Genomic DNA, 23,376 nt, shown 5'->3' with positions numbered 1-23,376 from the left:
GCATCCGGAGGAAGGCCACCATGCCCAGCACCGTCTACGACCCGCCCGAGCTCGAAGCGGGGACGCTCCGCGTGACGCCGCTCGGGGGCCTCGGCGAAGTCGGCCGCAACATGACGGTCTTCGAGTACGGCGGGAAGCTGCTCATCGTCGACTGCGGCGTGCTCTTCCCCGAGGAGCACCAGCCCGGGGTCGACCTGATCCTTCCGGACTTCGAGCCGATCAAGCACCGGCTCGACGACATCGTCGCGGTCGTGCTGACCCACGGTCACGAAGACCACATCGGGGCGGTCCCGTACCTCCTGCGGCTCAAGCCCGACATCCCCCTCGTGGGCTCCGGCCTGACCCTCGCCCTCGTCGAGGCGAAGCTCAAGGAGCACCGGATCAAGCCGTACAGCCTCACCGTGCAGGAGGGTCAGGTCGAGCGCCTCGACCCCTTCGAGCTCGAGTTCGTCGCCGTGAACCACTCCATCCCCGACGCGCTCGCCGTGGCGATCCGCACGCCGGCCGGCATGGCGCTGGCGACGGGCGACTTCAAGATGGACCAGCTGCCGCTGGACGGCCGCCTGACCGACCTGCGCGCGTTCGCCCGCCTCGGCGAGGAGGGGGTCGACCTCTTCCTCGTCGACTCCACGAACGCCGACGTGCCGGGCTTCACGACGCCCGAGCGGTCGATCGGGCCGGTCCTGGACCAGGTGATCGGCAAGGCTCCGCGGCGGGTGATCGTCGCGAGCTTCTCGAGCCACGTCCACCGTGTTCAGCAGGTGCTGGATGCCGCGGCCGCCCACGGTCGCCGGGTGGCGCTCCTCGGCCGCAGCATGGTGCGCAACATGACGATCGCCGAGGAGCTCGGCTATCTGCACGTGCCCGAGGGCATCCTCATCGACTACAAGAAGGCCCGGGAGCTCCCCGACGACCAGATCGTGTACATGTCGACGGGGTCGCAGGGCGAGCCGATGGCCGTGCTGAGCCGAATGGCCAATCTCGACCACGAGATCGAGCCTGGCCCCGGCGACACGGTGATCCTGGCGTCGAGCCTCATCCCCGGCAACGAGAACGCCGTCTACCGGGTCATCGACGGCCTCACCAAGCTCGGCGCGAACGTGGTGCACAAGGGCAATGCCCAGGTGCACGTGTCGGGCCACGCCGCCGCAGGCGAGCTGCTCTACTGCTACAACATCCTCCAGCCCCGCAACGTCCTGCCGGTGCACGGCGAGTACCGGCACCTCATCGCCAATGCGCGCCTCGCCCAGGACACCGGAATCGCGGAGGACCGCACGCTCATCGCCGAGAACGGCACGGTCATCGACCTCCGCGACGGCACAGCCCGCGTCGTGGGACAGCTCGATCTCGGATTCGTCTACGTCGACGGCTCGACCGTCGGTGAGATCACGGACGCCGACCTCAAGGATCGGCGGATCCTCGGCGAGGAGGGTTTCATCTCGGTCATCGTGGTGGTCGATGCGGCGACGGGCAAGATCATCTCCGGCCCCGACATCCACGCCCGCGGGTTCGCCGAGGACGACGCCGTCTTCGAGAGCGTCAAGCCGAAGATCGCGGCGGCGCTCACCGAGGCGGCGCAGTCCGGCGTCCGCGATCAGCACGCCCTCTCGCAGGTGGTCCGGCGCACGATCGGCCGGTGGGTCAACCAGTCGCTGCGCCGACGGCCCATGATCGTGCCGCTCGTCATCGAGGCGTAACGGCGCCGACACCCGGCATCCCGAGCCCGTCGGTAAAATCGAGCATGCCCTCGACGTTCCGCGTGCGCCCGGCCGAGCAGGCCGACGGCGCCTTCCTGGGCGACATGGTCGTGGAAGCGGCGAACTGGCGCAGCGGGGGAGTGCGACCGCGGCACGAGGTGCTCACGAGCGCGGAGCACAGCCGCTACGTCGCCGGCTGGATGCGGCCGAGCGACGCGGGCTTCGTCGCGGTCGACGACCACGGCGAGCCGATCGGCGCCGCGTGGTACCGGATGCTGCCGCGCAGCGACCCGGGCTTCGGGTACGTCGGCACCGGGGTGCCCGAGCTCATCATCGGCGTGCGGCCCATCTGGCGCGCCCACGGCGTCGGCCGCCTCCTCCTTCAGCGCCTGTGCGACGAGGCGCGGGCGCGGGGGTTCGGCCGCATCAGCCTGAGCGTCGAGCGCGGCAACTTCGCCACGACCCTCTACCGCAGCGAGGGCTTCGCCGTCACGCAGAGCGGCTTCGGACGCGACACGATGGTCAAGCGGCTGCGCTGACGACGGATGCCGCGGCCGCGCCTTGCCTCGCGCACCCGCGTCGCTCCCGGCCGAAGTCGGGGGTTCGCCGTAGCGTGGAGGGATGGCCAGGAGCTCCAGCCCGACCGCGAATGGTCGCGCGCCCGCGAAGGGCTCGTCGTCGCGCGCCCGCAAACCGGAGCCCGCTCCCAAGCGCTACGTCGGCGACACCGACAAGCCGCCCGTCATCGCCCGCGCCTGGCTCGGCCTCGCCCACGCCACGGGCGGCCTCTTCCGGGCGTTCGGGCCTGAGACGCTCGAGAAGGAGCAGCGCCGCGACGGCTTCCCGTTCCTGCTCGTCCTCCTCGCGATCGTGGGCGCCGTCGTCGAGTGGTTCTTCATCGGCTCCGACGTCGCCAAGACGATCAGCGCCTACTCCGCCGGCGGGCTCGTCGGGCGCGTCTCGTTCGTGCTGCCGGTGCTGCTCATGCTCCTCGCGGGCTGGCTGTTCCGGCATCCGTCGTCCGTCCACGACAACGGCCGCATCGGCATCGGCTTCGGCCTGTTCGTCCTCACGATCGCCGGCTTCTGCCATGTGCTCGGCGGCCGGCCCCAGCCGAAGGCCGGGCTCCCCGCGCTGAGCGAGGCGGGCGGCGTGCTGGGCTGGATGGTCGGCGAGCCGCTCGCGCTCCTGCTGACGCAGGTGGGGGCGTGCATCGTGCTCGGCCTCCTCGCCGTGCTCAGCATCCTGATCCTCACCAAGACGCCGCCGAACCGCATCGGCAAGCGGCTCGGCGACCTCTACGCGTGGATGTTCGGCGACGAGCGCCCCGAAGGCGCGGCGGAGCAGGCATCCGTCGCCCCTTCGCAGGGCGAGCAGGCGGATGCCTCGCTCCCGTGGTGGCGACGCAACAAGTCGGGTCGGGAGCAGGACCCCGAAGACGGCATCGGCTCGCAGGATCTCACCGAGCTCCTGACCCCGGGCGCCTCGCAGGGCGGGTTCGAGCAGGCGATCACGCCTCCGACGCCCGCTCCGCCCGCCGTCGCCGAACCCGACGCGCTGACCGAGATCTTCGATCCGGCGGCGATGGCCGGTCTCACCAAGGGCCGCAAGGCCGACACGACGCTGCGCGACGACGACGGCGGTGCCGACGGCGAGCTCCCGGGTCTGTCCGGGATCGGGACGGATGCCTCGCACTCCGCGCCCGCCCTTCCTTACCGCCTTCCGTCGGTCAACGCCCTCGCGGCCGGAACGCCGCACAAGGCGCGCTCGGCGGCGAACGACGAGGTCGTGCGAGCCATCACGAGCGTGCTGCAGCAGTTCTCGGTCGACGCACGGGTCACCGGCTTCTCGCGCGGCCCGACCGTCACGCAGTACGAGATCGAGGTCGGTCACGGGGTCAAGGTCGAGCGCATCACGGCCCTGCAGAACAACATCGCGTACGCCGTGGCGTCGAACGAGGTGCGCATCCTCGCCCCGATCCCCGGGAAGAGCGCGATCGGCGTCGAGATTCCCAATGCCGACCGCGAGATCGTGACACTCGGCGACATCCTGCGCTCGCCGGCAGCGCAGCAGTCGACGCACCCCATGACGATCGGCGTCGGCAAGGATGTGGGCGGCGGGTATGTCGTCGCCAACCTCGCCAAGATGCCGCACCTCCTCGTCGCCGGCTCGACGGGCTCGGGCAAGTCGAGCTTCGTCAACTCGATGATCACGAGCCTGCTCATGCGGGCGAAGCCCGCAGACGTGCGCATGGTCCTCATCGACCCCAAGCGCGTCGAGCTCACCTCCTACGCGGGCGTCCCGCACCTCATCACCCCCATCATCACGAACCCGAAGAAGGCGGCCGAGGCGCTGCAGTGGGTCGTGAAGGAGATGGACATGAGGTACGACGACCTCGCGTCATTCGGCTTCCGGCACATCGACGACTTCAACCGCGCCGTCGTCGCGGGCGAGGTCACGGTGCCGCCGGGGAGCCAGCGGGTACTCAAGCCGTACCCCTATCTGCTCGTCGTCGTCGACGAGCTCGCCGACCTCATGATGGTCGCCCCGCGTGACGTCGAGGATTCGATCGTCCGCATCACGCAGCTCGCGCGAGCGAGCGGCATCCATCTCGTCCTCGCGACGCAGCGGCCGTCGGTCGACGTGGTCACCGGCCTCATCAAGGCCAACGTGCCGTCCCGGCTCGCGTTCGCCGTGACGAGCGTGACGGACTCGCGCGTCATCCTCGACCAGCCCGGAGCCGACCGGCTCATCGGCCAGGGCGACGGCCTCTTCCTGCCGATGGGCGCCTCCAAGGCGATCCGCGTCCAGGGGGCGTGGGTCAGTGAGCCCGAGATCGAGAAGGTCGTCAAGCACGTCACGCAGCAGGCGCGGCCCGAGTATCGCGATGACGTCGCGGCGGTCGCCGAGAAGAAGGAGATCGACGCCGACATCGGCGACGATCTCGAGCTCCTCCTGGCCGCCGCGGAACTCGTGGTCTCGACCCAGTTCGGCTCGACCTCGATGCTGCAGCGCAAGCTGCGGGTGGGCTTCGCCAAGGCCGGCCGTCTCATGGACCTCCTCGAGTCCCGCGAGATCGTGGGTCCCTCCGAAGGGTCGAAGGCGCGCGACGTGCTCGTCACGGCCGAGCAGCTCCCCGGGGTCCTCGCTCGGCTCCGCGGCGACGAGCCGGCGGCGTCGGCCGCGGCATCCGCAGACGACGCTTCCCCTCGGGACTACGGCTCCGACGCCGTAGAGTCGCAGTACGAGGGCTATCCCGTGGTCGAGAGCGACGGCGATGAGGATGCCTGGGGTCTGACGGGACGGGACTGATGATGGCGATTCCGCCGCAGCTGCCGAATGCCATCACCATCATCCGCATCCTGTGCGCACCCGTCTTCCTGTGGCTGCTGCTCGCCGACGGCGGAGCCGACGGCCCCCTGCGCTGGTGGGCCGCGGTGCTGTTCATCGTCGCGATCGCGACGGACGGCATCGACGGCTACCTCGCCCGCAGGCACGACATCGTCACGAATCTCGGCAAGCTTCTCGATCCGATCGCCGACAAGGTCCTCACCGGTTTCGCGTTCGTCGGCCTCTCGATCCTCGGTGAGCTGCCGTGGTGGGTGACGATCGTCGTGCTCATCCGCGAGATCGGCATCACGGTGTACCGCTTCATGGTCGTGAGCGACCATGTCCTCGCCGCCGCGTGGATGGGCAAGCTCAAGACGCTCGCCCAGGGCGTCGCGCTCTCCCTGGCCCTCCTCCCGCTTTGGACGCTCGTCGGCGACTGGATCTGGTGGGTCAACGGCATCACGATGACGATCGCGGTCATCCTCACCATCGCGAGCGGTATCGACTACGTGGTGAGCGAGGTGCGCGCCGCCCGTTCCAAGCGCGAAGGGAGCGGACGGTGAGCCCGATGCGGTCGCCGGGCGGAGAGCTGCCCGAGGAGGCGGAGATCACCCTCGCGCGTGAGCGGCGCTCCGACCTCCAGCGGCGCTCCGACCCGCAGAGGCTCCTCGACCGGCTGGGAGAGCTGGGGTGGACGGTCGGCGTCGCCGAGTCGCTGACGGGAGGGCTGGTCGTCTCGGCGCTCGTGGGCGTACCGGGCGCCTCGGCCGTCGTCCGAGGGGGCATCGTCGCCTACGCGACGGAGCTCAAGCACTCGCTCCTCGGAGTCGACCCGGCGCTGCTCGACGCCCACGGGCCCGTGCACCCGCGTGTCGCCCGCCAGATGGCCGAGGGCGTCCGCGTCCGGCTCGCTCTCGCCGGCGATCCGTGCGACGTCGGCATCTCGACGACGGGCATCGCGGGGCCGGACTCGCCCGACGGCCAGCCCGTCGGGACGGTTCACATCGGCATCTCGACACCGCTCGGCACGAGCGTCTCGTCGCTCGAGCTGCGCGGAACGCGCGACGAGATCCGCGCCGAGACGGTCCGCCGGGCGGTGCGGACCGCGCTCGAGGCGCTCTGACCGTCGATCCATAGGTGTCGGCGAGTCGCTTCGTGACACCGGGAATGCACGACGTTTCGAGTCGGTTACATTCGGTGATTCCCACCCGTTACCCAGCGCACAGGATTAGATTGGCCGTAATCGGTGTTGTACTGTTGTCCACCCGGATGACGGCGGAAGTGAAGAGGGGGCCCGCATGATCCTGGTTCGTCACGAGATCGGCGAAGTCCTGCGCGACTTCCGCCTGCAGAAGGGCCGCACGCTTCGTCAGGTCGCGAGCCGCGCGAGCGTGGCCCTCGGCTACCTCAGCGAGGTCGAGCGCGGGCAGAAGGAGGCCTCGAGCGAGATCCTGGCCTCGGTCGCCGATGCGCTCGATGTCCCCATCTCCACGATCATGCGCGAGGTGGGCGACCGCATCTCGGTCCTCGAGGGACTGCAGACCTTCCCCGACGTCGTCCCCGACGACCTCGCCGGTCTCGACTCCGACCTGCAGCCCGAGCTGTCGCTCCGCTGACCTTCGACATCGCTCAGGTAGCCGCTTCACCGATGTCCTCCCATGCGCCGCAGTGAGTTCGAGCGCGCCGTCGCGGCGGAGTTCGGTCCGCGCGCCGGCGCGCTGATGGCCGACCTGGTGCTGCCCTCGCTCGGCGACCGCACCGCCAGGCAGGCGATGGATGCCGGCATCCCACCCCGCGAGATCTGGCTCGCGCTGTGCGAAGAGACCGATGTGCCGGCGGAGCGCCGCTACGGCGCCGGTCGTATGGAGCCGCGCCGCCGCTGATCGCCGGGTTTTCCTTCGGCGTGTCATCGAACGTCCGTTCGATTGTGGCATAGGCTCCTGCACAGCAGGTGTCGAAGACCGCCTGTCCACGGACCGGGAGGGAGCGACGGCCGATGTCGGAGCCCCTCTCTAGCGTGGACAGCGTCGAACGACACCTCACGCCTTGTCGCAGCATCCGTCCCACCGGGGTGGAGCGCGACAGCCTACAGGCGACGGAACGCGAGCATTAGGAGCACGCCATGCCATCAGCAGTTGACCGCGAGAAGGCTCTCGAGTCGGCTCTCGCCCAGATCGACCGGCAGTTCGGAAAGGGCTCGGTCATGCGGCTGGGCAGCGATGAGCGGGCTCCCGTCGAGGTGATCCCCACGGGCTCCATCGCGCTCGATGTCGCCCTCGGCATCGGCGGTCTGCCGCGCGGCCGCATCATCGAGATCTACGGCCCGGAGTCGTCGGGTAAGACGACGCTGACGCTGCACGCGATCGCCAATGTCCAGCGCGCCGGCGGCATCGCCGCGTTCGTCGACGCCGAGCACGCGCTCGACCCCGACTACGCGCAGAAGCTCGGGGTCGACATCGACCAGCTCCTCGTCTCGCAGCCCGACACGGGTGAGCAGGCGCTCGAGATCGCCGACATGCTGGTGCGCTCCGGTGCCATCGACCTCGTCGTGATCGACTCCGTCGCCGCTCTCGTGCCGAAGGCCGAGATCGAGGGCGAGATGGGCGACTCGCACGTCGGTCTGCAGGCGCGCCTCATGTCGCAGGCCCTCCGCAAGCTCACCGGTGGTCTCAACCAGACCAACACCACGATGATCTTCATCAACCAGCTGCGCGAGAAGATCGGTGTGTTCTTCGGCTCGCCCGAGACCACCGCCGGTGGAAAGGCGCTCAAGTTCTATGCGTCGGTCCGCCTCGACATCCGTCGCATCGAGACCCTGAAAGACGGTGCCGACGCCGTCGGAAACCGCACGCGCGTCAAGGTCGTCAAGAACAAGATGGCACCGCCGTTCAAGCAGGCCGAGTTCGACATCCTCTACGGCGTGGGCATCTCACGCGAGGGAAGCCTCATCGACTTCGGCGTCGAGCACGGCATCGTCAAGAAGTCCGGCGCCTGGTACACCTACGACGGCGAGCAGCTCGGTCAGGGCAAGGAGAACGCCCGAAACTTCCTCCTCAAGAACGAGGATGTCGCGGCCGACATCGAGTCGAAGATCAAGGAGAAGCTCGGCATCGGCGTGCCGCGCGGTGCTGAGGCGCCCGCCGAAGACGAGCTCGCGAAGCGCCGTCCGGCCTGATGTCTCGGCGTGACGGGGACGAGCCCCGAGAGCCCGGTTCGCGGGACTCCGGGCTCGCCCCCGTGATCCCGCTGTTCGGCGGCCCGGCGCCGGTGCGGCCGGTCGACCCGCTCGACGAGTTCGATCGGATGCCGGGCGCGGACGCCTCTGACACCGCGCTCGCGGCTCTCGGTCGACTGCGCGAGGTGCGCCAGGACGACCCCGGCGATGCAGGCGACGCGCCCGCAGCGGATCCCGAGGGAACCGATTGGCATCCCACCTGGGTGTCAGATCGCCAGGTGCGCGCGGACGACGATCCGGCGACCCCCGCCGCTGAGCTCGCCGAGAAGGCGCTGCTCAAGAAGCTGCGCACCCGGTCGCTGTCGTTCGCAGAGGCGCGCGCCTTGCTGCGCGAGTATCAGCTCGACACCGCCGCCGCAGAAGGCGTGCTCGCATCGCTCGAGGAGTACGGCTACCTCGACGACACCGCGCTCGCTGAGCAGCTCGTCCACGCCGGAGCCGACCGGAAGGGACAGGGGCGTCAGGCGATCGCGCAGACTCTCGCCAAGCGGGGCATACCCCGCGATGTGGCCGATGCCGCACTGGGAGCTCTGCCCGACGACGATCTGGAGCGGGCGCTCGAGTTCGCGCGGTCGAGGGCCCGCTCCATGCGGAGTCTCGATCGCGATACGGCTCTCCGCCGCCTGTCAGGCCAGCTGGCGCGGCGGGGGTACGGCGGGTCGCTGGCGGTGACGGCCGCGCGCATGGCCCTCGACGAGTCACCCGGGGGTTCGACAGGGGTGCGCTTCCACTGACCGCGAGGCGGGCGTTGACACGCGGGTGGTTGCGGCATCCGTCCTCAGAACGCCCGCATGCGGCGGCTCGTAGAATATGCAGATCATGTCTTCCCCTTCCTCCGCGCCGACGCTCATCGCGCCCTCGCCCGCCGCGACGACCGCCGACGGTCGGCTGCGCACGTACGAGGTGCGAACCTTCGGCTGTCAGATGAACGTCCACGACTCCGAGCGCCTGTCGGGCTCGCTCGAGAGCGCCGGCTACGTGCGCGCCGAGCTCGGTGAAGAGGCTGATGTCGTCGTCATCAACACGTGCGCGGTCCGCGACAACGCCGCCGGCAAGCTGTACGGGACCCTCGGTCACCTGAAGTCCCGCAAGGACCATCACGACGGCATGCAGATCGCCGTCGGCGGCTGCCTCGCCCAGATGGACAAGCAGGCGGTCCTCGAGAAGGCGCCGTGGGTCGACGTGGTCTTCGGCACGCACAACATGGGCTCGCTGCCGAGCCTCCTCGAACGCGCCCGGCACAACGGCGAGGCCGAGCTCGAGATCCTGGAGTCGCTCGAGGTGTTCCCGTCGACGCTCCCCACGAAGCGCGACGCCGTCCACAGCGGCTGGGTGTCGATCTCCGTCGGCTGCAACAACACCTGCACGTTCTGCATCGTGCCGAGCCTCCGCGGCAAGGAGAAGGACCGCCGGCCCGGCGACATCCTGAACGAGATCCGCCTGCTCGTCGACGACGGAGCCATCGAGGTCACGCTCCTCGGGCAGAACGTCAACTCGTACGGCGTCGAGTTCGGTGACCGGCAGGCGTTCGGCAAGCTTCTGCGGGCCGCGGGCGAGATCGAGGGACTGGAGCGGATCCGGTTCACGAGCCCGCACCCGGCCGCCTTCACCGATGACGTCATCGACGCGATGGCCGAGACACCCGCCGTCATGCCGCAGCTCCACATGCCGCTGCAGTCCGGCAGCGACCGCATCCTGCGCGCGATGCGCCGGTCGTATCGCAGTGAGCGGTTCCTCGGCATCCTCGACCGCGTCCGCGAGAAGATGCCCGATGCCGCGATCACGACCGACATCATCGTGGGCTTCCCGGGCGAGACCGACGAGGACTTCGAAGAGACGATGCGCGTGGTCGAGGCATCCCGCTTCTCGAGCGCCTTCACCTTCCAGTACTCGATCCGGGAGGGCACCCCCGCCGCGACGATGGAGGGGCAGGTCCCGAAGGCCGTCGTCCAGGAGCGCTACAACCGTCTGATCGCGCTGCAGGACCGCATCTCGCTGGAAGAGAACCACACGCAGCTCGGTCGCGAGGTGCAGGTGCTCGTGTCGACCGGAGAGGGCAAGAAGGATGCCGAGACCCACCGTCTGACGGGTCGCGCCGAAGACAACCGGCTCGTCCACTTCGAGGTGCCGGCCGGATCGGCGATTCCGCGGCCCGGCGACGTCGTGAACGTCACCGTGACGCACGCCGCCCCGTTCCACCTGCTCGCCGACGCACCCGACGGACAGCCCCTCCGCATCCGTCGCACCCGTGCAGGCGACGCATGGGACCGGTCGCTGGCCGAGTCGTGCGCCGTCCCATCCGCTCCCGTGGACGGTTCGACGAGCTCGGCGGGCGCGAAGCGGTCGGTGTCGCTCGGGCTGCCCACGCTCCGCGTCGGCGTCTGATCCGGTGACGCGGGCGCCCGCCCTCTGGGCCCTCGTCGGTGCGACCGGCACCGGCAAGACGGCGCTGTCGCTCGACCTGGCCGAGGCGCTGCAGCGCCGTGGTCGGCCCGCCGAGATCGTCAACGCCGACGCGATGCAGCTGTATCGCGGCATGGACATCGGCACGGCCAAGCTGCCCCAGAGCGAGCGGCGAGGCATCCGTCATCACCTCTTCGATGTGCTCGAGGTGACCGATGACGCGGCCGTCGCCTGGTATCAGGATGCCGCGCGCACCGCCATCGCCGACATTCATGCGCGCGGAGCCGACGCTGTGCTCGTCGGAGGCTCCGGACTCTACGTCTCGGGCGTGCTCTTCGACTTCCGCTTCCCGCCGCGGGACCCGGCGCTCCGCGAGACGCTCGAAGCGGAGCTCGACGAGCAGGGGCCCGGCGTCCTCTATGCGCGCCTGCAGCAGCTCGACCCTGCGACGGCCGAGCGCATGGATCCGCGCAACGGCCGGCGCATCGTCCGGGCGCTCGAGGTCCTCGCGACGGGCTCCGCCACCCACGGTGCGGCGCTCCCCGACGAACCCGTGCTGTGGCATCCGGAGACGCGCATCGTGGGAGTCGCCGTGCCGCGCGAGGAGCTGGTTGCCCGCCTCGACCAGCGGGTCGAGGGCATGTGGCGCGACGGATTGCTCGACGAGGTGGCCACGCTGCGCGACCGCGGTCTCGAGCGCGGCGTGACGGCCCGGCGCGCCATCGGGTATGCGCAGGCGCTGGCCGAGCTTCACGGCGAGATCAGCCGGGCCGAGGCGATCGCGCAGACGCAGCAGCTGACGCGCCGCTACGCGCGACGCCAGGTGTCGTGGTTCCGGCGCTACGAGGATGTGCACTGGGTGGACGCGGGGCACGCGGCATCCGATCTCGTGAGGGAGCTGTCATGACGATCGAGGTACGGCCGTTCGACATCGGCGAGACGGACGAAGTCGTGAGGCTGTGGCACGCCGCCGGGCTCACCCGGCCGTGGAACGATCCGCACCTCGACATCGAGCGCAAGCTCCGCGTACAGCCCGAGCTCTTCCTCGTGGCCGCGGACGGCCAGGCCGTCGTCGGCACGGTCATGGCGGGCTACGACGGGCATCGCGGATGGCTGTACTACCTGGCATCGGCGCCCGAACGACGCGGGGAGGGCATCGCCCGCCTCCTCGTCGCAGAGGCCGAGCAGCGCCTTCTTGCGATGGGCTGCCCCAAGGTGCAGCTCATGGTCCGTCCCGGGAACGAGGCCGCCCGGGGGTTCTACGACGCGCTGGGCTACGAACCGTTCGACACGTGGACCACCGGCAAGCGACTCATCCCGGACGGCCCCGCCGCGGCATCCTGAACAGGGCCCTCGCTCACCCGGACGGGTCGGGCACAGAGCGGCTCCGGATCTGCTCGCCGATGCCGAGCTCCGCGAGCAGGGCTTCGAGGGTTTGGTGCGCGGCGGCCAGCCGATCGTCCCCGACGGCCGTCCGCACGGCCTTCTCGAGGCGTGCGCGAGACGTGCGGGCCGCCTCGATCGCCTCGCGTCCGCGCTCGGAGAGCGCGAGAGTTCGGCGTCGCGCGTCGGACGAGTCGACGGATGCCTCGACATAGCCGAGCGACGTCAGCTCGGCGATCGTCTTCGACATCGCCTGTTGGGTCACCCCGAGGCTGCGAGCGAGGTCGGTGATGGTCGTGGGCGCCACGAGCAGGCGCTGGAAGACATAGCCGTGCCGCACGCGCAGCCCCGGGAAGCCGGCGTCGTCGAGCGCTTTCGCAATGACGGCGTCGGAGGCTCCGCCGGCGAGCGAGACGAGGTCGACAAGAGTCGGGCGGAGTGCAATCACACAACCATAGTTGTGTATCATCGGCGCCATGGCAACCACTGAAGAAGTCGTCCGGCGATACTTCGCGATCGTGGCCGACCTGACATCGACGGCAGAGGACCTCCGAGAGGTCATCGCGCTGGACGCGGTGTTCACCGAGCTCCCGAATCCCATCTCGCCCGAGGGTCACGTGCGGTCGGTCGACGAGACGGTCGACGGGTTCCGGGCGGGTAAGAGCCGTCTGTCGGCTCAGTCCATCGAGATCCACGAGGTCCTTGTGGATGGCGAGCGGGCCGCGGTGCGATCGACCTGGCGGGGAAGGGTCGGCGACACCGAGATCGTCGCCCACATGGGCGGGTTCCTCACGGTGCGGGGTGGACGCATCGCGGCGCACGAGACGTACGACTGCTACGAGCCCTTCGCGCTCTGAGGCGCGACGGCGCGCCCTGCGCGTGCGCCGGTGGGCATGCCCGGAACCGGCCTCGGCCGATCCCGCGCGCCGGTCTCGCCCGCAGCGTCCGTAGAATCGAGGGATGCCGCTCGTCCCGTTCACCAAGGGCCACGGGACGGGCAATGACTTCGTCATCGTGCCCGACCCCGATGGCGAACTCGATCTCTCCGACGACCAGATCGCCGCGCTCTGCGACCGGCGGTTCGGGATCGGCGGCGACGGCGTGCTGCGGGTCGTGCGCACGACGGCGATCGACGAGGGGGCGGATGCCGCGGCATCCGGAGCCGAGTGGTTCATGGACTACCGCAACGCCGACGGGTCCAAGGCCGAGATGTGCGGCAACGGCATCCGCGTCTACGTGAGGTACCTGCTCGAGGCGGGACTCGCAACGCTCGACGAAGGCGCCGAGATCCTCATCGGCACGCGCAACGGACCCCTTCCGCTCACCCGCAGCGAACTGGGCTTCGAGGTCGATCTGGGCCAGTTCCGGATCGAGGATGCTGAGACCCTCGTGCGCGCGAAGGGCCTTTCCGTGCCCCGTCCGGGGCTCGGCATCGACGTCGGCAACCCCCACGTCGTCGTGGCGCTCTCGGTGCCCGGGGAGCTCGACGTTCTCGACCTGTCGGTGAGGCCGCAGCTGCAGCCCGAGCCGGCCCGCGGCGCGAACATCGAGTTCGTCGTGCCCGACGATCCGCTCGTGCGCGACGGCGTGGGAGCGATCCGCATGCGGGTGTTCGAGCGCGGGGTCGGCGAGACCCTCAGCTGCGGAACGGGCGTCGCCGCGTCAGCGCTCGCCGTGCGGCACTGGGCCGGCTCGGCCGCGCCGGACCGATGGATCGTCGATGTTCCGGGCGGGCGCCTGGGAGTCCGCGTCGCGCAGGTAGACCATGAGCGACACGTCTTCCTCTCCGGCCCCGCGACGCTGGTGTTCTCGGGCGAGGTGTCGCTGGCCTGAGCGCTCCCGGGTCAGGGCAGGGGCACGGGCCCCGTCGGAGGCGTGCCGTGGCGGCGCACCTTGATGACGCGGAAGCCGCGTCCCGTCGCGGCGCGATGGACGCTGTAGCCGTCCTCGAACGTCGCCGACAGCCACCGCTGCAGCGAGTCGGAGCCGAGGTTGCGCTGCACGACGAGCCACGCGTCCGACCGCTCGTCGAGCCGCGGGATCCAGCGCTCGAGCAGGCCGTGCAGCTCGTTCTTGCCGACGCGGATCGGCGGGTTGGAGCGGATGGTGCGGAAGATCACGTCGTCGGGAACATCCTCGGGCAGGACGGCGTTGACATTGGTGACGCCGAGGGAGTCCGCATTGCGCCGGACAAGGTCGAGTGCCCGCTCGTTGACGTCGACGGCCCACACCGTCGCGTGCGGCGAGTCGAGTGCGAGCGTCAGCGCGATCGGTCCCCAGCCGCAGCCGAGGTCGAGCAGGTTCCCGCCGGGCGGAGGCGGGGGAGTGTTGGCCAGGAGCACGCCGGTGCCCGAGTCGACGTGGTCGGGGCTGAAGACGCCGCCCGCGGTCGTCATCTCGACGTCGCGGCCGGCAAGGCGGACCCGGATGCGTCGGAGGTTCTCGGGACTGGCGGGCGACGCGCTGAAGTAGTGGTCCCCCGTCATGGCGTCGAGCGTAGCGGAGGTCGTCCCCCGCGCGGGAGGGGGCCGCGGCGGAGCCCGCTGACGAGCGGCGGAGCGTCGTCCCAGGAGGCTCCCTGGGACGTGATAGCGCGTAGAGTTTACGGATCCCTCGGCCAGGATGATGCGCCCGATCGGGGCGCGGGCGGGCACATCACGGATCACGCGGAGCCCGAACCTGAGTCGGGGAATCCCGGAAGGAACACATGACAGACACCACGACACCCCAGAGCACGGACGAGACGCCGGTGGACCCGGTGGATCGCGTGCTGGCGCGCGCCGACGCGCGCTCGGGCGTGCGGGTCTTCAGCGGCGCCCAGGCGCTTCAGGATGAGACGACGATCGCCCGCGGCGACACCGACGGCGAGCAGTGGGATCGAGAGGAGCGCGCGGCGCTTCGACGCGTCCCCGGACTCTCGACCGAGCTCGAAGACGTCACCGAGGTCGAGTACCGCCAGTTGCGACTCGAGAACGTCGTGCTCGTCGGGGTGCACGCCCAGGGCGAGACGGAGGATGCCGAGAACTCGCTGCGCGAGCTGTCGGCCCTCGCCGAGACGGCCGGCGCGGTCGTGCTCGACGGCGTGCTGCAGCGGCGTCCCCACCCCGATCCGGCCACCTACGTCGGACGAGGCAAGGCGGAAGAGCTGCGCGACATCGTCGCGTCGGTCGGAGCGGACACGGTCATCGCCGACACCGAGCTCGCACCCAGCCAGCGGCGTGCGCTCGAGGACGTCGTGAAGGTCAAGGTCATCGACCGGACGACCGTCATCCTCGACATCTTCAGCCAGCACGCCAAGAGCCGCGAGGGCAAGGCGCAGGTGGAGCTCGCCCAGCTCGAGTACCTCCTCCCGCGCCTCCGCGGCTGGGGCGACTCGATGAGCCGGCAGGCAGGTGGACAGGTCGGCGCCGGCGGCGCCGGCATGGGCTCCCGCGGTCCCGGTGAGACGAAGATCGAGCTGGATCGCCGCCGCATCCGCACCCGGATGGCGCAGCTTCGCAAGCAGATCCGCGACTTCGCGCCGGCGCGCGACGCCAAGCGGGCCGAGCGCAAGCGCAACACGATCCCGTCGGTCGCGATCGCGGGCTATACGAACGCAGGCAAGTCCTCGCTCCTCAACCGCCTCACGCGGGCGGGAGTGCTCGTCGAGAACGCGCTCTTCGCGACGCTGGATGCCACGGTCCGTCGCTCCGAGACGGCCGACGGACGCACGTACACCCTGACCGACACGGTCGGCTTCGTGCGGAACCTCCCGCACCAGCTCGTGGAGGCGTTCCGCTCGACGCTCGAAGAGGTCGGCGACGCCGACGTCATCCTGCACGTGGTCGACGGGTCGCACCCCGACCCGGCCGCACAGCTCAAGACGGTGCGCGACGTCATCGGCGATGTGGGTGCGCGCGACACGCGCGAGCTCGTGGTCTTCAACAAGGCCGACCTCCTGACCGAGGACGAGCGGATGCTGCTGCGCGGCCTGGAGCCGCAGGCGCTGTTCGTCTCGTCCCGCACCGGTGAGGGCGTCGACGAGCTGCGCGCTGCGATCGAGGCGGCGCTGCCGCTTCCCGAGGTCGAGGTGCGCGCGCTCGTGCCCTACGACCGCGGAGACCTCGTCTCAGCCGCGCACGAGACCGGTCACATCGTTGCCCAGTCGCACGAGGCCGAGGGGACGGCGCTGCACGCGTACGTTTCGCCGCGCCTCGCGGCGGAGCTCGCGCCCTTCAGCAAGTGACGTCGGCGCCCGCCGGCTACGCGAGCTCGATCGGCGGCACGCCGGGCGTCTCGAATCCGTAGACCGCGCCCAGGAAGGCGTAGGACTTCTCGAGCACGTCGACGACCGTCTCCGCCCGGCGGAACCCGTGCCCCTCGCCTTCGTACAGCACGTACGCGTGGGGCACGCCGTGCTGTGAGAGGGCATCGCGGATCGCCTCGGACTGCGACGGCGGAACGACCTCGTCGTCGGCGCCCTGGAGGAGGAGCAGCGGCACCCGGAACCGGTCCGGCCGGCTCAACGGCGACCGCTGCACGTAGGTCTCCTCGGCCCGGGGCAGCGGTCCGATGAGCCCGTCGAGGTAGTGCGCCTCGAAGTCATGCGTGTCCTCCGCGAGAGCGCGGGCATCGCCGACGCCGTAGCGCGAGATGCCGGCCGAGAAGGCGTCGGTGCCGACGAGCGCCGCCAGGACGGTCCAGCCGCCGGCCGACCCGCCCTCGATCGCGATGCGGGCCGGATCTGCGCGCCCTTCCGCGGCCAGTCCTGCGGCGGCGGCCGCCACATCGTCGACGTCGACGACGCCCCACTGGCCGCGCAGGCGCTCCCGGTAGTCCCGGCCGTAGCCCGACGAGCCGCCGTAGTTGACGTCCAGCACGCCGATGCCCCGGCTCGTCAAGTACGCGATCTTGCCGGATGCCGCGCCCGCCACGTGCGATGTCGGCCCGCCGTGCACCAGCACGACGTAGGGCGGAAGCGCGCCCTCTGGCGCCGCGGCGTCGGGGTTCGTCGGCGGGAAGTCGAAGGCGTGGACGGGTCCGTGCGGGCCGTCGTACGTCACGGCGCGGGGTCGCGGCATCCACTCGGTCCCCCAGGGGGATTCCGAACCTGCGATGCGCTCGGAGACGCGGGTCTCGACGTCGACGAGCCAGATCCCCGGCGGTGACGCGGCGCCCGAACCGGACAGCAGCACGCGCGGGCCGGCGGCGTCCTCGATCACGACGTTCGCCGTCGCCTCCACGCTGAGCGACTCCGAGACGCCCGATCGCGGATCGATGAGGACGACGTCGTCCGACCCGTTCGTGCGGACCGCGACGATGCGGCCGTCGTCGAGGGGCGCGTACCAGCGCGATCCGAGCACCCAGAGCGGCCCGCCGGTGTCGGCGTCGGCGGGGGCGACGTCCTCGTGATCGAGATCGGCGTCGAGGCGGAGCCGCCAGATGTTCCACCGCCCCGTCTGGTCGTCCAGATAGAGCAACTCGTCGGAGTCCACCCACGCCGGCTGGAGGCTGGAGGTGGCGCCGCTCGTCACGGCCGTCCACTCGACGACGATTCCCGCCTCGAGGCGCCCCACCCGGAGTTCTGTGCGGTCCCACGGCATGTCGGGGTGGTTCCACGCGATCCACGCAAGATGGCGGCCGCCCGGAGAGAGCGCGGGCTGGGCGACGAAATCACTGTCGGCCGCCATGTCGACGACGCGCCACAGGCCTGTCGTCGCGATCGACACGACATCGCGCTTCGGCATGCGCCTCTCGCCGTGCACCTCGCGGATGCCGAGCAGCACGCCCTCCTGGAAGGTCAGCCCCCCGAACCGCACGCCCGGCTCCACGCCGGTGAGCGGCACCGGTGGTTCCCCGGGCCACGCCGCCCACACGCGCTGGTCGCTCTTCTCGACGAAGAAGAGGCGTCCCTCGTCCGACGCCGCCCAGGAACCGCCGCCGTACTCGTGCACGCGCGAGCGCGCGTTCCACGGCGCGGGAAGCACGTCCTCGACGTAGCCGTCGGCGCGTCGCCGGCGCACGGTCGTGCGTCCGCCGTCCTCCGGGACGCTCTCGCCCCACCAGATCTCATCGCCGACGAAGCGCGCTCCCTCGATGCGGGGCGAAGCCGCCGAGACCGCCGCCGCGGTGATGGGAGACGACCACGATCCGTAGGGAATCTCGGGCTTCATGACCCCCACCGTACGCCGCGCGGCGATCCCTATCGAGATATGCCTTCGGCGTTATGGACCTCGAAACAGTCGGTCACACAGGTGGTTCCGCCGCCCGTGCCTCCTCTACCGTGGTCGCATCATCGCCCCGGACAACACCGGGGCGTGGAGCGACAGCCGAGCCCGGCACCCGCCCGCGATGACACCGTGCCCCCGCAGGGCGTGCACGGCGCCGCGGCCGACCGGCCAGATCCGTCCCTCATCCGATTGCACGCCATGCCTGCTGACTCGAGCATCACCGACACGGTGCCGTTCTCGTTCGAGCTCTACCCGCCCCGCTCCGACGCGGCGGCGGCCGAGCTGCTCGAGACGATCCGCGCGCTTGCGGAGGCCGGTCCTCGATTCATCTCGGTCACCTACGGCGCCGGCGGCTCCACGGGCGGACGCTCGCTCGACATCCTCCGACACGTCCGGGCGACCGGCGTTGAGGCTCTCGCCCACCTCACGTGCGTCGGCAACACCTACGAGGGAGCGGCGCGGCTCATCCGGGAGTTCCTCGACGCCGACATCACGAGCTTCCTCGCGCTGCGCGGCGACCCACCGGCCGGCGTCTCAGAGGACGACATCTTCCTCGGCGACCTCGAGAGCGCGGCGCAGCTCGTGCAGCTCATCGACCGGGTGCAGGCCGAGCGGTCCCCGTACACAGAGGCCTCGATCCCGGGGGTGCCGGGGGCCGTCCGGGTCGAGCGACGGCGACGGGTCGACATCGCGGTCGCGGCATTCCCCAACGGGCATCCCCGGTCGCGGCATCCGCGCGAGCACATCGACGCGCTGCTGGCGAAGCAGGCGGCGGGGGCCACGTTCGCCATCTCGCAGGTGTTCTTCCACGCCGACGACTATCTCTGCTTCGTCGAGCGCGCCCGCCAGGCGGGCGTCGGCCTCCCGATCCTCCCCGGCATCATGCCGATCGTCTCGCCCGTCCGCCTGCGCCGCGTGCTCGAGCTGACGGGCGAGGAGCTGCCGGGGGAGCTCGCCGTCGCGCTCGAGGTCGAGCCGACACCCGAAGGACGCCGAGCCGTCGGCATCGAGCACGCCGCGCGTCTCGCCCGTGACGTGATCTCCGGGGGAGCACCCGGCGTCCATCTCTACGCGTTCAACTCCCACGACGCCGTCCTCGCGGTCCTCCGCGCGGCCGGCATCCTCTCGCACCACCCATCCGAACTGGAGGCCGCACGATGACCGACACCACTTCCGCCTTCCCGGCGGGCACGATCCTGGGGTACCCCCGCATCGGCCGGCGCCGCGAGCTCAAGCGCGCCGTCGAGGCGCACTGGGCCGGCACCGTCGACGAAGCCGCGCTCGAGGCGACGGCGGCCGAGCTGCGCCGCGCGACGCGCGAGCGTCTGGCCGCGCTCGGCCTCGGCCGCGACGACTCGTCGATCCCCGAGTCGTTCTCCTTCTACGACCAGGTGCTGGATGCCGCGGCAGCCGTGGGGGCCCTCCCCGAGCGGTTCGCCCACCTGCGCGAGGCCGACGGCACCGTCGGGCTCGCGGCATACTTCACCGCCGCCCGCGGCGCGGGCGAGCTGGCCCCCCTCGAGCTCACGAAGTGGTTCGACACGAACTACCACTATCTCGTTCCCGAGATCGGTCCCGAGACGACGTTCGCGCTCTCGACCGACCGCTTCGCGCGGCAGGTCGCCGAAGCGCGCGCCGAAGGCTTCGTGACGCGTCCCGTCGTCGTCGGCCCGGTGACCCTCCTCGCTCTGGCGAAGGCGACGGATGCCGCACCCGACGGCTTCCGACCGCTTGACCGTCTCGCGGAGCTCCTGCCGGTCTACGTCGAGCTGCTCGCGTCGCTCCGCGCCGCCGGTGCCGAGTGGGTGCAGCTCGATGAGCCCGCGCTCGTGAGCGAGAGCCTGCCCGTGTCGGCGGACGAGCTCGCCGAGGCCGCTGCCCGCGCCTACGCCGTCCTGGGCGGCGGCGCGGACCGCCCCGAGATCCTCGTCGCGGCGCCCTATGCGCAGCTCTCCATTGCGGCGTGGGCGGCGCTCGCCGCTGCCCCGATCGAGGCGCTCTCCGTCGACCTCACGCGCGGCAGCGTGCCGTCTCCGGTGGAGGGGCTGTCCGACAAGGTGCTCGTCGGCGGCGTGGTCGACGGCCGCAACGTGTGGCGCGGCGACCAGGAGTCCGCGTGGCAGAAGCTCGAAGACCTCTCCGCGCTCGGCGCGCAGGCCGTCGCGGCAGGAACGTCGACGTCGCTGCAGCACGTTCCGCACGATGTCGCCGACGAGCCCGACCTCGAGCCTCGCCTCGTCTCGTGGCTCGCCTTCGCCGATCAGAAGGTCGCTCAGGTCGTGACGCTCGCCCGGGGTCTCGTCGAGGGGCACGGTGCCATCGCCCGGCAGCTGGCCGAGGCATCCGTCGCCCTCGCCGATCGGCAGAGCGCCCCGGGAGTTCGCGACGGCGCGGTGCGCACCCGCGCGGCGACGCTCACCGCCGATGCCCGCGACCGCGCAGACTACGACGCCCGTCTCGCGGCCCAGGAGGCGGCGCTCGGACTCCCCGTGCTGCCGACGACGACGATCGGCTCGTTCCCGCAGACGGCCGACATCCGACGCCTGCGCGGACAGCACGACCGCGGCGAGATCACGACGGCGGAGTACGAGCAGCTCCTGCGGCTCGAGATCACGGCCGTCATCGGGCTTCAGGAGGAGCTGGGCCTCGACGTCCTCGTGCACGGCGAGGCCGAGCGCAACGACATGGTGCAGTACTTCGCCGAGAACCTCGACGGCTTCGCGGTGACCCGCAACGGCTGGGTGCAGTCGTACGGCTCGCGGGCGACGCGTCCGTCGATCCTGTGGGGTGACGTCTCGCGGCCGGCGCCCATCACGGTGCGCTGGGCTGAGTTCGCCCAGTCGCTCACCGAGCGCCCGGTCAAGGGCATGCTCACGGGTCCGGTGACGATCCTCGCGTGGTCCTTCGTGCGCGACGATCAGCCGCTCGCCGAGACGGCCGACCAGGTCGCCCTGGCGCTGCGCGACGAGATCGCCGACCTCGAGGCGGCGGGCATCGGCATCGTGCAGGTGGATGAGCCGGCGCTGCGCGAGCTGCTGCCGCTCAAGGCAGCTGACCAGCCCGCCTACCTCGACTGGTCGGTGGGCTCGTTCCGCCTGGCGACCGCGGGCGCGGCGACGGCGACGCAGGTGCACACGCACCTCTGCTACTCGGAGTTCGCCGTCGTCATCGATGCCATCGCGGCCCTCGACGCGGACGTCACGTCGATCGAGGCGGCGCGCAGCCGGGGCGAGGTCATCACCGACATCGCAGAGTCGGGCTTCTCGCACGGCGTCGGGCCCGGGGTCTACGACATCCACTCCCCGCGCGTGCCGTCGGTGAGCGAGGTCGCCGACCTCCTGCGCCGCGCCGTCGACGAGCTGCCGTTGCGCCAGGTGTGGGTGAACCCGGACTGCGGCCTCAAGACGCGCGCCTACCCCGAGACCGTCGCCTCGCTCCAGAACGTCGTGGAGGCGACGCGCCTCGTGCGCGAGGGGATCGAAGTCACCGTGTAGGGCGCGGCTTCTTCGCGGTCACCGATGCCTCGGCCCCGCCCCCTTCGGAGGGTGGGGCCGACGCCGTTCCCGGCAGTGTCGACGTGCCGGCGGTCTGCGCGACGAGCTCCTCGTCCGAGACGCCGTCGGCGGACCCGGCGTCGCTCCACGCCTGAAGGGCGGCGGCGGATGCCTCGGCATCGGCGGCGGCTGCTTCCGCGTCCGCCGCGGCGGCCTCGGCGTCGGCCAGGGTCTCGTCGATCGTCGGGGCGGCGAGCTCGTCGGGGCGCTTCTGCAGGAGCTCGAGGATCCAGGCGACGGCGAAGGCGACGATGAGCACCAGGAAGACGTCACCGGCCGACAGCGGTCGCAGGGCGTAGAGCCAGATCACGGCGAGAACGGCGATCACGACGCGGACGGGAACGCGGTAGCGCGCGAGCCAGAGGCCGAACGCGCCGGTGTTCAGGCCCATGCCGGCGAAGGAACGGCGCGCCGAGGAGTTCAGGCCGCCCACGAACTGGCGCGAGCGGACGGCGGGCGTCGAGCCGCCCATCACCCACCCGAGCACCGCGATGAACACGCCCAGGAGGGCGACGATGACAGCGGTCTGCTGCATCGAGCCGATCATGTCGCCGTAGATGACGTCGAGGGCGGCGACCGACAGATCGAGCTGCACGGCGGTCTGGCCGATGACGGGGTAGCCGATGGCGAAGGCGAGTGCGAGCGCGCCACCGCCCACCGCGAAGCCGATGCCCGTGCCGACGACCGCGACGCTGCGCTTGCGCGCGATGAGGATGCCGAGGGCGAAGAGCGCCAGCGTGATGACCGGCAGCCACCAGCCGAGCGTCGACGCGAGGGCGTAGGTCGTGCGGATCGCGACGAGCGTGTCGCCCGTGCCGATGATGACGACCTTGTCGACGGCGGGGATGATCTGCGCGACGCCGATGCCCCGGTCGACCAGGTTCTCCTTGACGCGCTCGACGATGGCGCCGAGCTGGATGCCGACGCCGTCATCCGTCATGACGACGATGCCTCCGCCGTCCGATGTCGCGGCCGCTGTCAGTGCGCGGTGCGCGGCGCGGGTCGCGGTCGCCCACACGTCGGCGAACTGGTCCGACTGCACGACGCGGGTCACCGCCGTGTTGACGAGGTTCTCGAGGCCCTGCGCCGCGGGCGCCTGCAATGTCTGCAGCGCCTGCTCGGCGCGCGGCGGCAGGCCGAGCTGCGCGATGCCGTCGAAGACGTCGGATGTCAGCTGGGTGAAGTCCACCTGCGCGTTGACGGCATCCATCGTCTCGTCGATGAGCATGTTCTGCACGGCCGGGTCGTCGGCGAGCGGAGCGAGGGTGTTGACGAACTGCTCCTCGTCGACGAGCTCTGCTCGCGCCCACGCAGTGACGATCGAGACGGGGACGAGGATCGTGGCGATCACGATGAGGAGCGCGGAGACGAAGGCGCGCCAGCGACCGGGCCTCCGCGCGGGCGGCGCGGACGCCGTGGCCGGAGGGAGCGGGTCGACGGGAGTCGTGCGAAGCGAGTCGTTCTCGGAGCGCAGCCGCTCCACCTCCGCGCGCAGGTCGTCGATCTCGGATGTGGCCATCTTCCGCACCTCTCATCGAGACGGACCCCCGCCGCCTTGCCGCCAT

At 70.9% G+C, this 23,376-nt stretch carries 21 protein-coding genes; 17 read left to right on the top strand and 4 right to left on the bottom strand.

Annotated features, from left to right (window positions below):
* Positions 1–20: 20 nt before the first annotated feature.
* From G5T42_RS00310 to G5T42_RS00255, 12 genes are all read left to right on the top strand, one after another.
* A complete protein-coding gene (locus G5T42_RS00310) occupies positions 21–1,697 on the top strand; it encodes a ribonuclease J (RefSeq protein WP_165123914.1) in 1,677 nt (558 codons plus the stop codon).
* 44 nt (positions 1,698–1,741) lie between these two features.
* Entirely contained in the window at positions 1,742–2,236 is a 495-nt protein-coding gene (locus G5T42_RS00305) for a GNAT family N-acetyltransferase (RefSeq protein ID WP_165123911.1), read from the top strand.
* An 82-nt stretch (positions 2,237–2,318) separates the two neighbouring features.
* Positions 2,319–5,009: a DNA translocase FtsK gene (locus tag G5T42_RS00300; protein ID WP_165123908.1), complete on the top strand. Its 2,691-nt coding sequence runs from the start codon at positions 2,319–2,321 to the stop codon at positions 5,007–5,009.
* A gap of 2 nt (positions 5,010–5,011) precedes the next feature.
* Complete coding sequence (gene pgsA / locus G5T42_RS00295) at positions 5,012–5,590, top strand: CDP-diacylglycerol--glycerol-3-phosphate 3-phosphatidyltransferase (protein ID WP_165129999.1); 579 nt, start codon at positions 5,012–5,014, stop codon at positions 5,588–5,590.
* Between the two features lie 5 nt (positions 5,591–5,595).
* Positions 5,596–6,150, top strand: coding sequence for a CinA family protein (locus tag G5T42_RS00290; RefSeq protein ID WP_165129998.1), 555 nt, complete (start codon positions 5,596–5,598; stop codon positions 6,148–6,150).
* A 175-nt stretch (positions 6,151–6,325) separates the two neighbouring features.
* On the top strand, positions 6,326–6,643 hold the full coding sequence (locus G5T42_RS00285; RefSeq protein ID WP_133545471.1) for a helix-turn-helix transcriptional regulator: 318 nt from the start codon (positions 6,326–6,328) through the stop codon (positions 6,641–6,643).
* Between the two features lie 42 nt (positions 6,644–6,685).
* Positions 6,686–6,910: a DUF3046 domain-containing protein gene (locus G5T42_RS00280; RefSeq protein ID WP_165123905.1), complete on the top strand. Its 225-nt coding sequence runs from the start codon at positions 6,686–6,688 to the stop codon at positions 6,908–6,910.
* Between the two features lie 239 nt (positions 6,911–7,149).
* Complete coding sequence (recA, locus tag G5T42_RS00275; RefSeq protein WP_165123902.1) at positions 7,150–8,202, top strand: recombinase RecA; 1,053 nt, start codon at positions 7,150–7,152, stop codon at positions 8,200–8,202.
* 62 nt (positions 8,203–8,264) lie between these two features.
* Positions 8,265–8,996: a regulatory protein RecX gene (locus G5T42_RS00270; RefSeq protein WP_241245893.1), complete on the top strand. Its 732-nt coding sequence runs from the start codon at positions 8,265–8,267 to the stop codon at positions 8,994–8,996.
* Positions 8,997–9,081: 85 nt separating this feature from the next.
* Positions 9,082–10,647, top strand: coding sequence for a tRNA (N6-isopentenyl adenosine(37)-C2)-methylthiotransferase MiaB (miaB, locus tag G5T42_RS00265; protein WP_165123899.1), 1,566 nt, complete (start codon positions 9,082–9,084; stop codon positions 10,645–10,647).
* A 4-nt stretch (positions 10,648–10,651) separates the two neighbouring features.
* The gene (miaA, locus tag G5T42_RS00260) at positions 10,652–11,572 is read left to right on the top strand and encodes a tRNA (adenosine(37)-N6)-dimethylallyltransferase MiaA (protein ID WP_165123896.1); all 921 of its coding nucleotides are present in this window, start codon (positions 10,652–10,654) and stop codon (positions 11,570–11,572) included.
* Entirely contained in the window at positions 11,569–12,009 is a 441-nt protein-coding gene (locus G5T42_RS00255; RefSeq protein WP_165123893.1) for a GNAT family acetyltransferase, read from the top strand. The genes miaA and G5T42_RS00255 overlap by 4 nt, the downstream gene beginning before the upstream one ends.
* Before the next feature lie 13 nt (positions 12,010–12,022).
* Here G5T42_RS00255 and G5T42_RS00250 read toward each other — a convergent pair whose 3' ends face one another.
* Entirely contained in the window at positions 12,023–12,496 is a 474-nt protein-coding gene (locus G5T42_RS00250) for a MarR family transcriptional regulator (protein WP_165123890.1), read from the bottom strand.
* 28 nt (positions 12,497–12,524) lie between these two features.
* On the opposite strand from G5T42_RS00250, the gene G5T42_RS00245 reads away from it, so the two are divergent.
* Together G5T42_RS00245 and dapF are read left to right on the top strand one after the other, a co-directional pair.
* A complete protein-coding gene (locus G5T42_RS00245; RefSeq protein WP_165123886.1) occupies positions 12,525–12,905 on the top strand; it encodes a nuclear transport factor 2 family protein in 381 nt (126 codons plus the stop codon).
* 103 nt (positions 12,906–13,008) lie between these two features.
* Positions 13,009–13,881, top strand: a complete 873-nt coding sequence (gene dapF, locus G5T42_RS00240) for a diaminopimelate epimerase (protein WP_165123883.1) — start codon at positions 13,009–13,011, stop codon at positions 13,879–13,881.
* Positions 13,882–13,892: 11 nt separating this feature from the next.
* Here dapF and G5T42_RS00235 read toward each other — a convergent pair whose 3' ends face one another.
* Positions 13,893–14,534, bottom strand: a complete 642-nt coding sequence (locus G5T42_RS00235; protein ID WP_165123880.1) for a methyltransferase — start codon at positions 14,532–14,534, stop codon at positions 13,893–13,895.
* 221 nt (positions 14,535–14,755) lie between these two features.
* Between G5T42_RS00235 and hflX the strand changes: the two genes are divergently transcribed.
* Positions 14,756–16,273 (top strand): GTPase HflX, encoded by a 1,518-nt coding sequence (gene hflX, locus G5T42_RS00230; protein WP_165123877.1) that lies wholly within the window; start codon positions 14,756–14,758, stop codon positions 16,271–16,273.
* Positions 16,274–16,289: 16 nt separating this feature from the next.
* Here the strand turns inward: hflX and G5T42_RS00225 are convergent, their stop codons facing one another.
* On the bottom strand, positions 16,290–18,200 hold the full coding sequence (locus tag G5T42_RS00225; RefSeq protein WP_165123874.1) for a prolyl oligopeptidase family serine peptidase: 1,911 nt from the start codon (positions 18,198–18,200) through the stop codon (positions 16,290–16,292).
* A 255-nt stretch (positions 18,201–18,455) separates the two neighbouring features.
* On the opposite strand from G5T42_RS00225, the gene G5T42_RS00220 reads away from it, so the two are divergent.
* Both G5T42_RS00220 and metE read left to right on the top strand, forming a co-directional pair.
* Complete coding sequence (locus tag G5T42_RS00220) at positions 18,456–19,418, top strand: methylenetetrahydrofolate reductase (RefSeq protein ID WP_165123871.1); 963 nt, start codon at positions 18,456–18,458, stop codon at positions 19,416–19,418.
* Complete coding sequence (gene metE / locus G5T42_RS00215; RefSeq protein ID WP_165123868.1) at positions 19,415–21,751, top strand: 5-methyltetrahydropteroyltriglutamate--homocysteine S-methyltransferase; 2,337 nt, start codon at positions 19,415–19,417, stop codon at positions 21,749–21,751. Before G5T42_RS00220 ends, metE begins: the two co-directional genes overlap by 4 nt.
* Here metE and G5T42_RS00210 read toward each other — a convergent pair.
* Positions 21,741–23,330, bottom strand: a complete 1,590-nt coding sequence (locus tag G5T42_RS00210) for a hypothetical protein (protein ID WP_165123865.1) — start codon at positions 23,328–23,330, stop codon at positions 21,741–21,743. The two genes, metE and G5T42_RS00210, sit on opposite strands and share 11 nt — an antisense overlap.
* Positions 23,331–23,376 lie beyond the last annotated feature (46 nt).

Source organism: Microbacterium sp. 4R-513, assembly GCF_011046485.1.
Lineage (GTDB): Bacteria > Actinomycetota > Actinomycetes > Actinomycetales > Microbacteriaceae > Microbacterium.
Note: the sequence above shows the minus strand (reverse complement) of the source record. Positions and strands in the feature narration are given on the sequence as shown.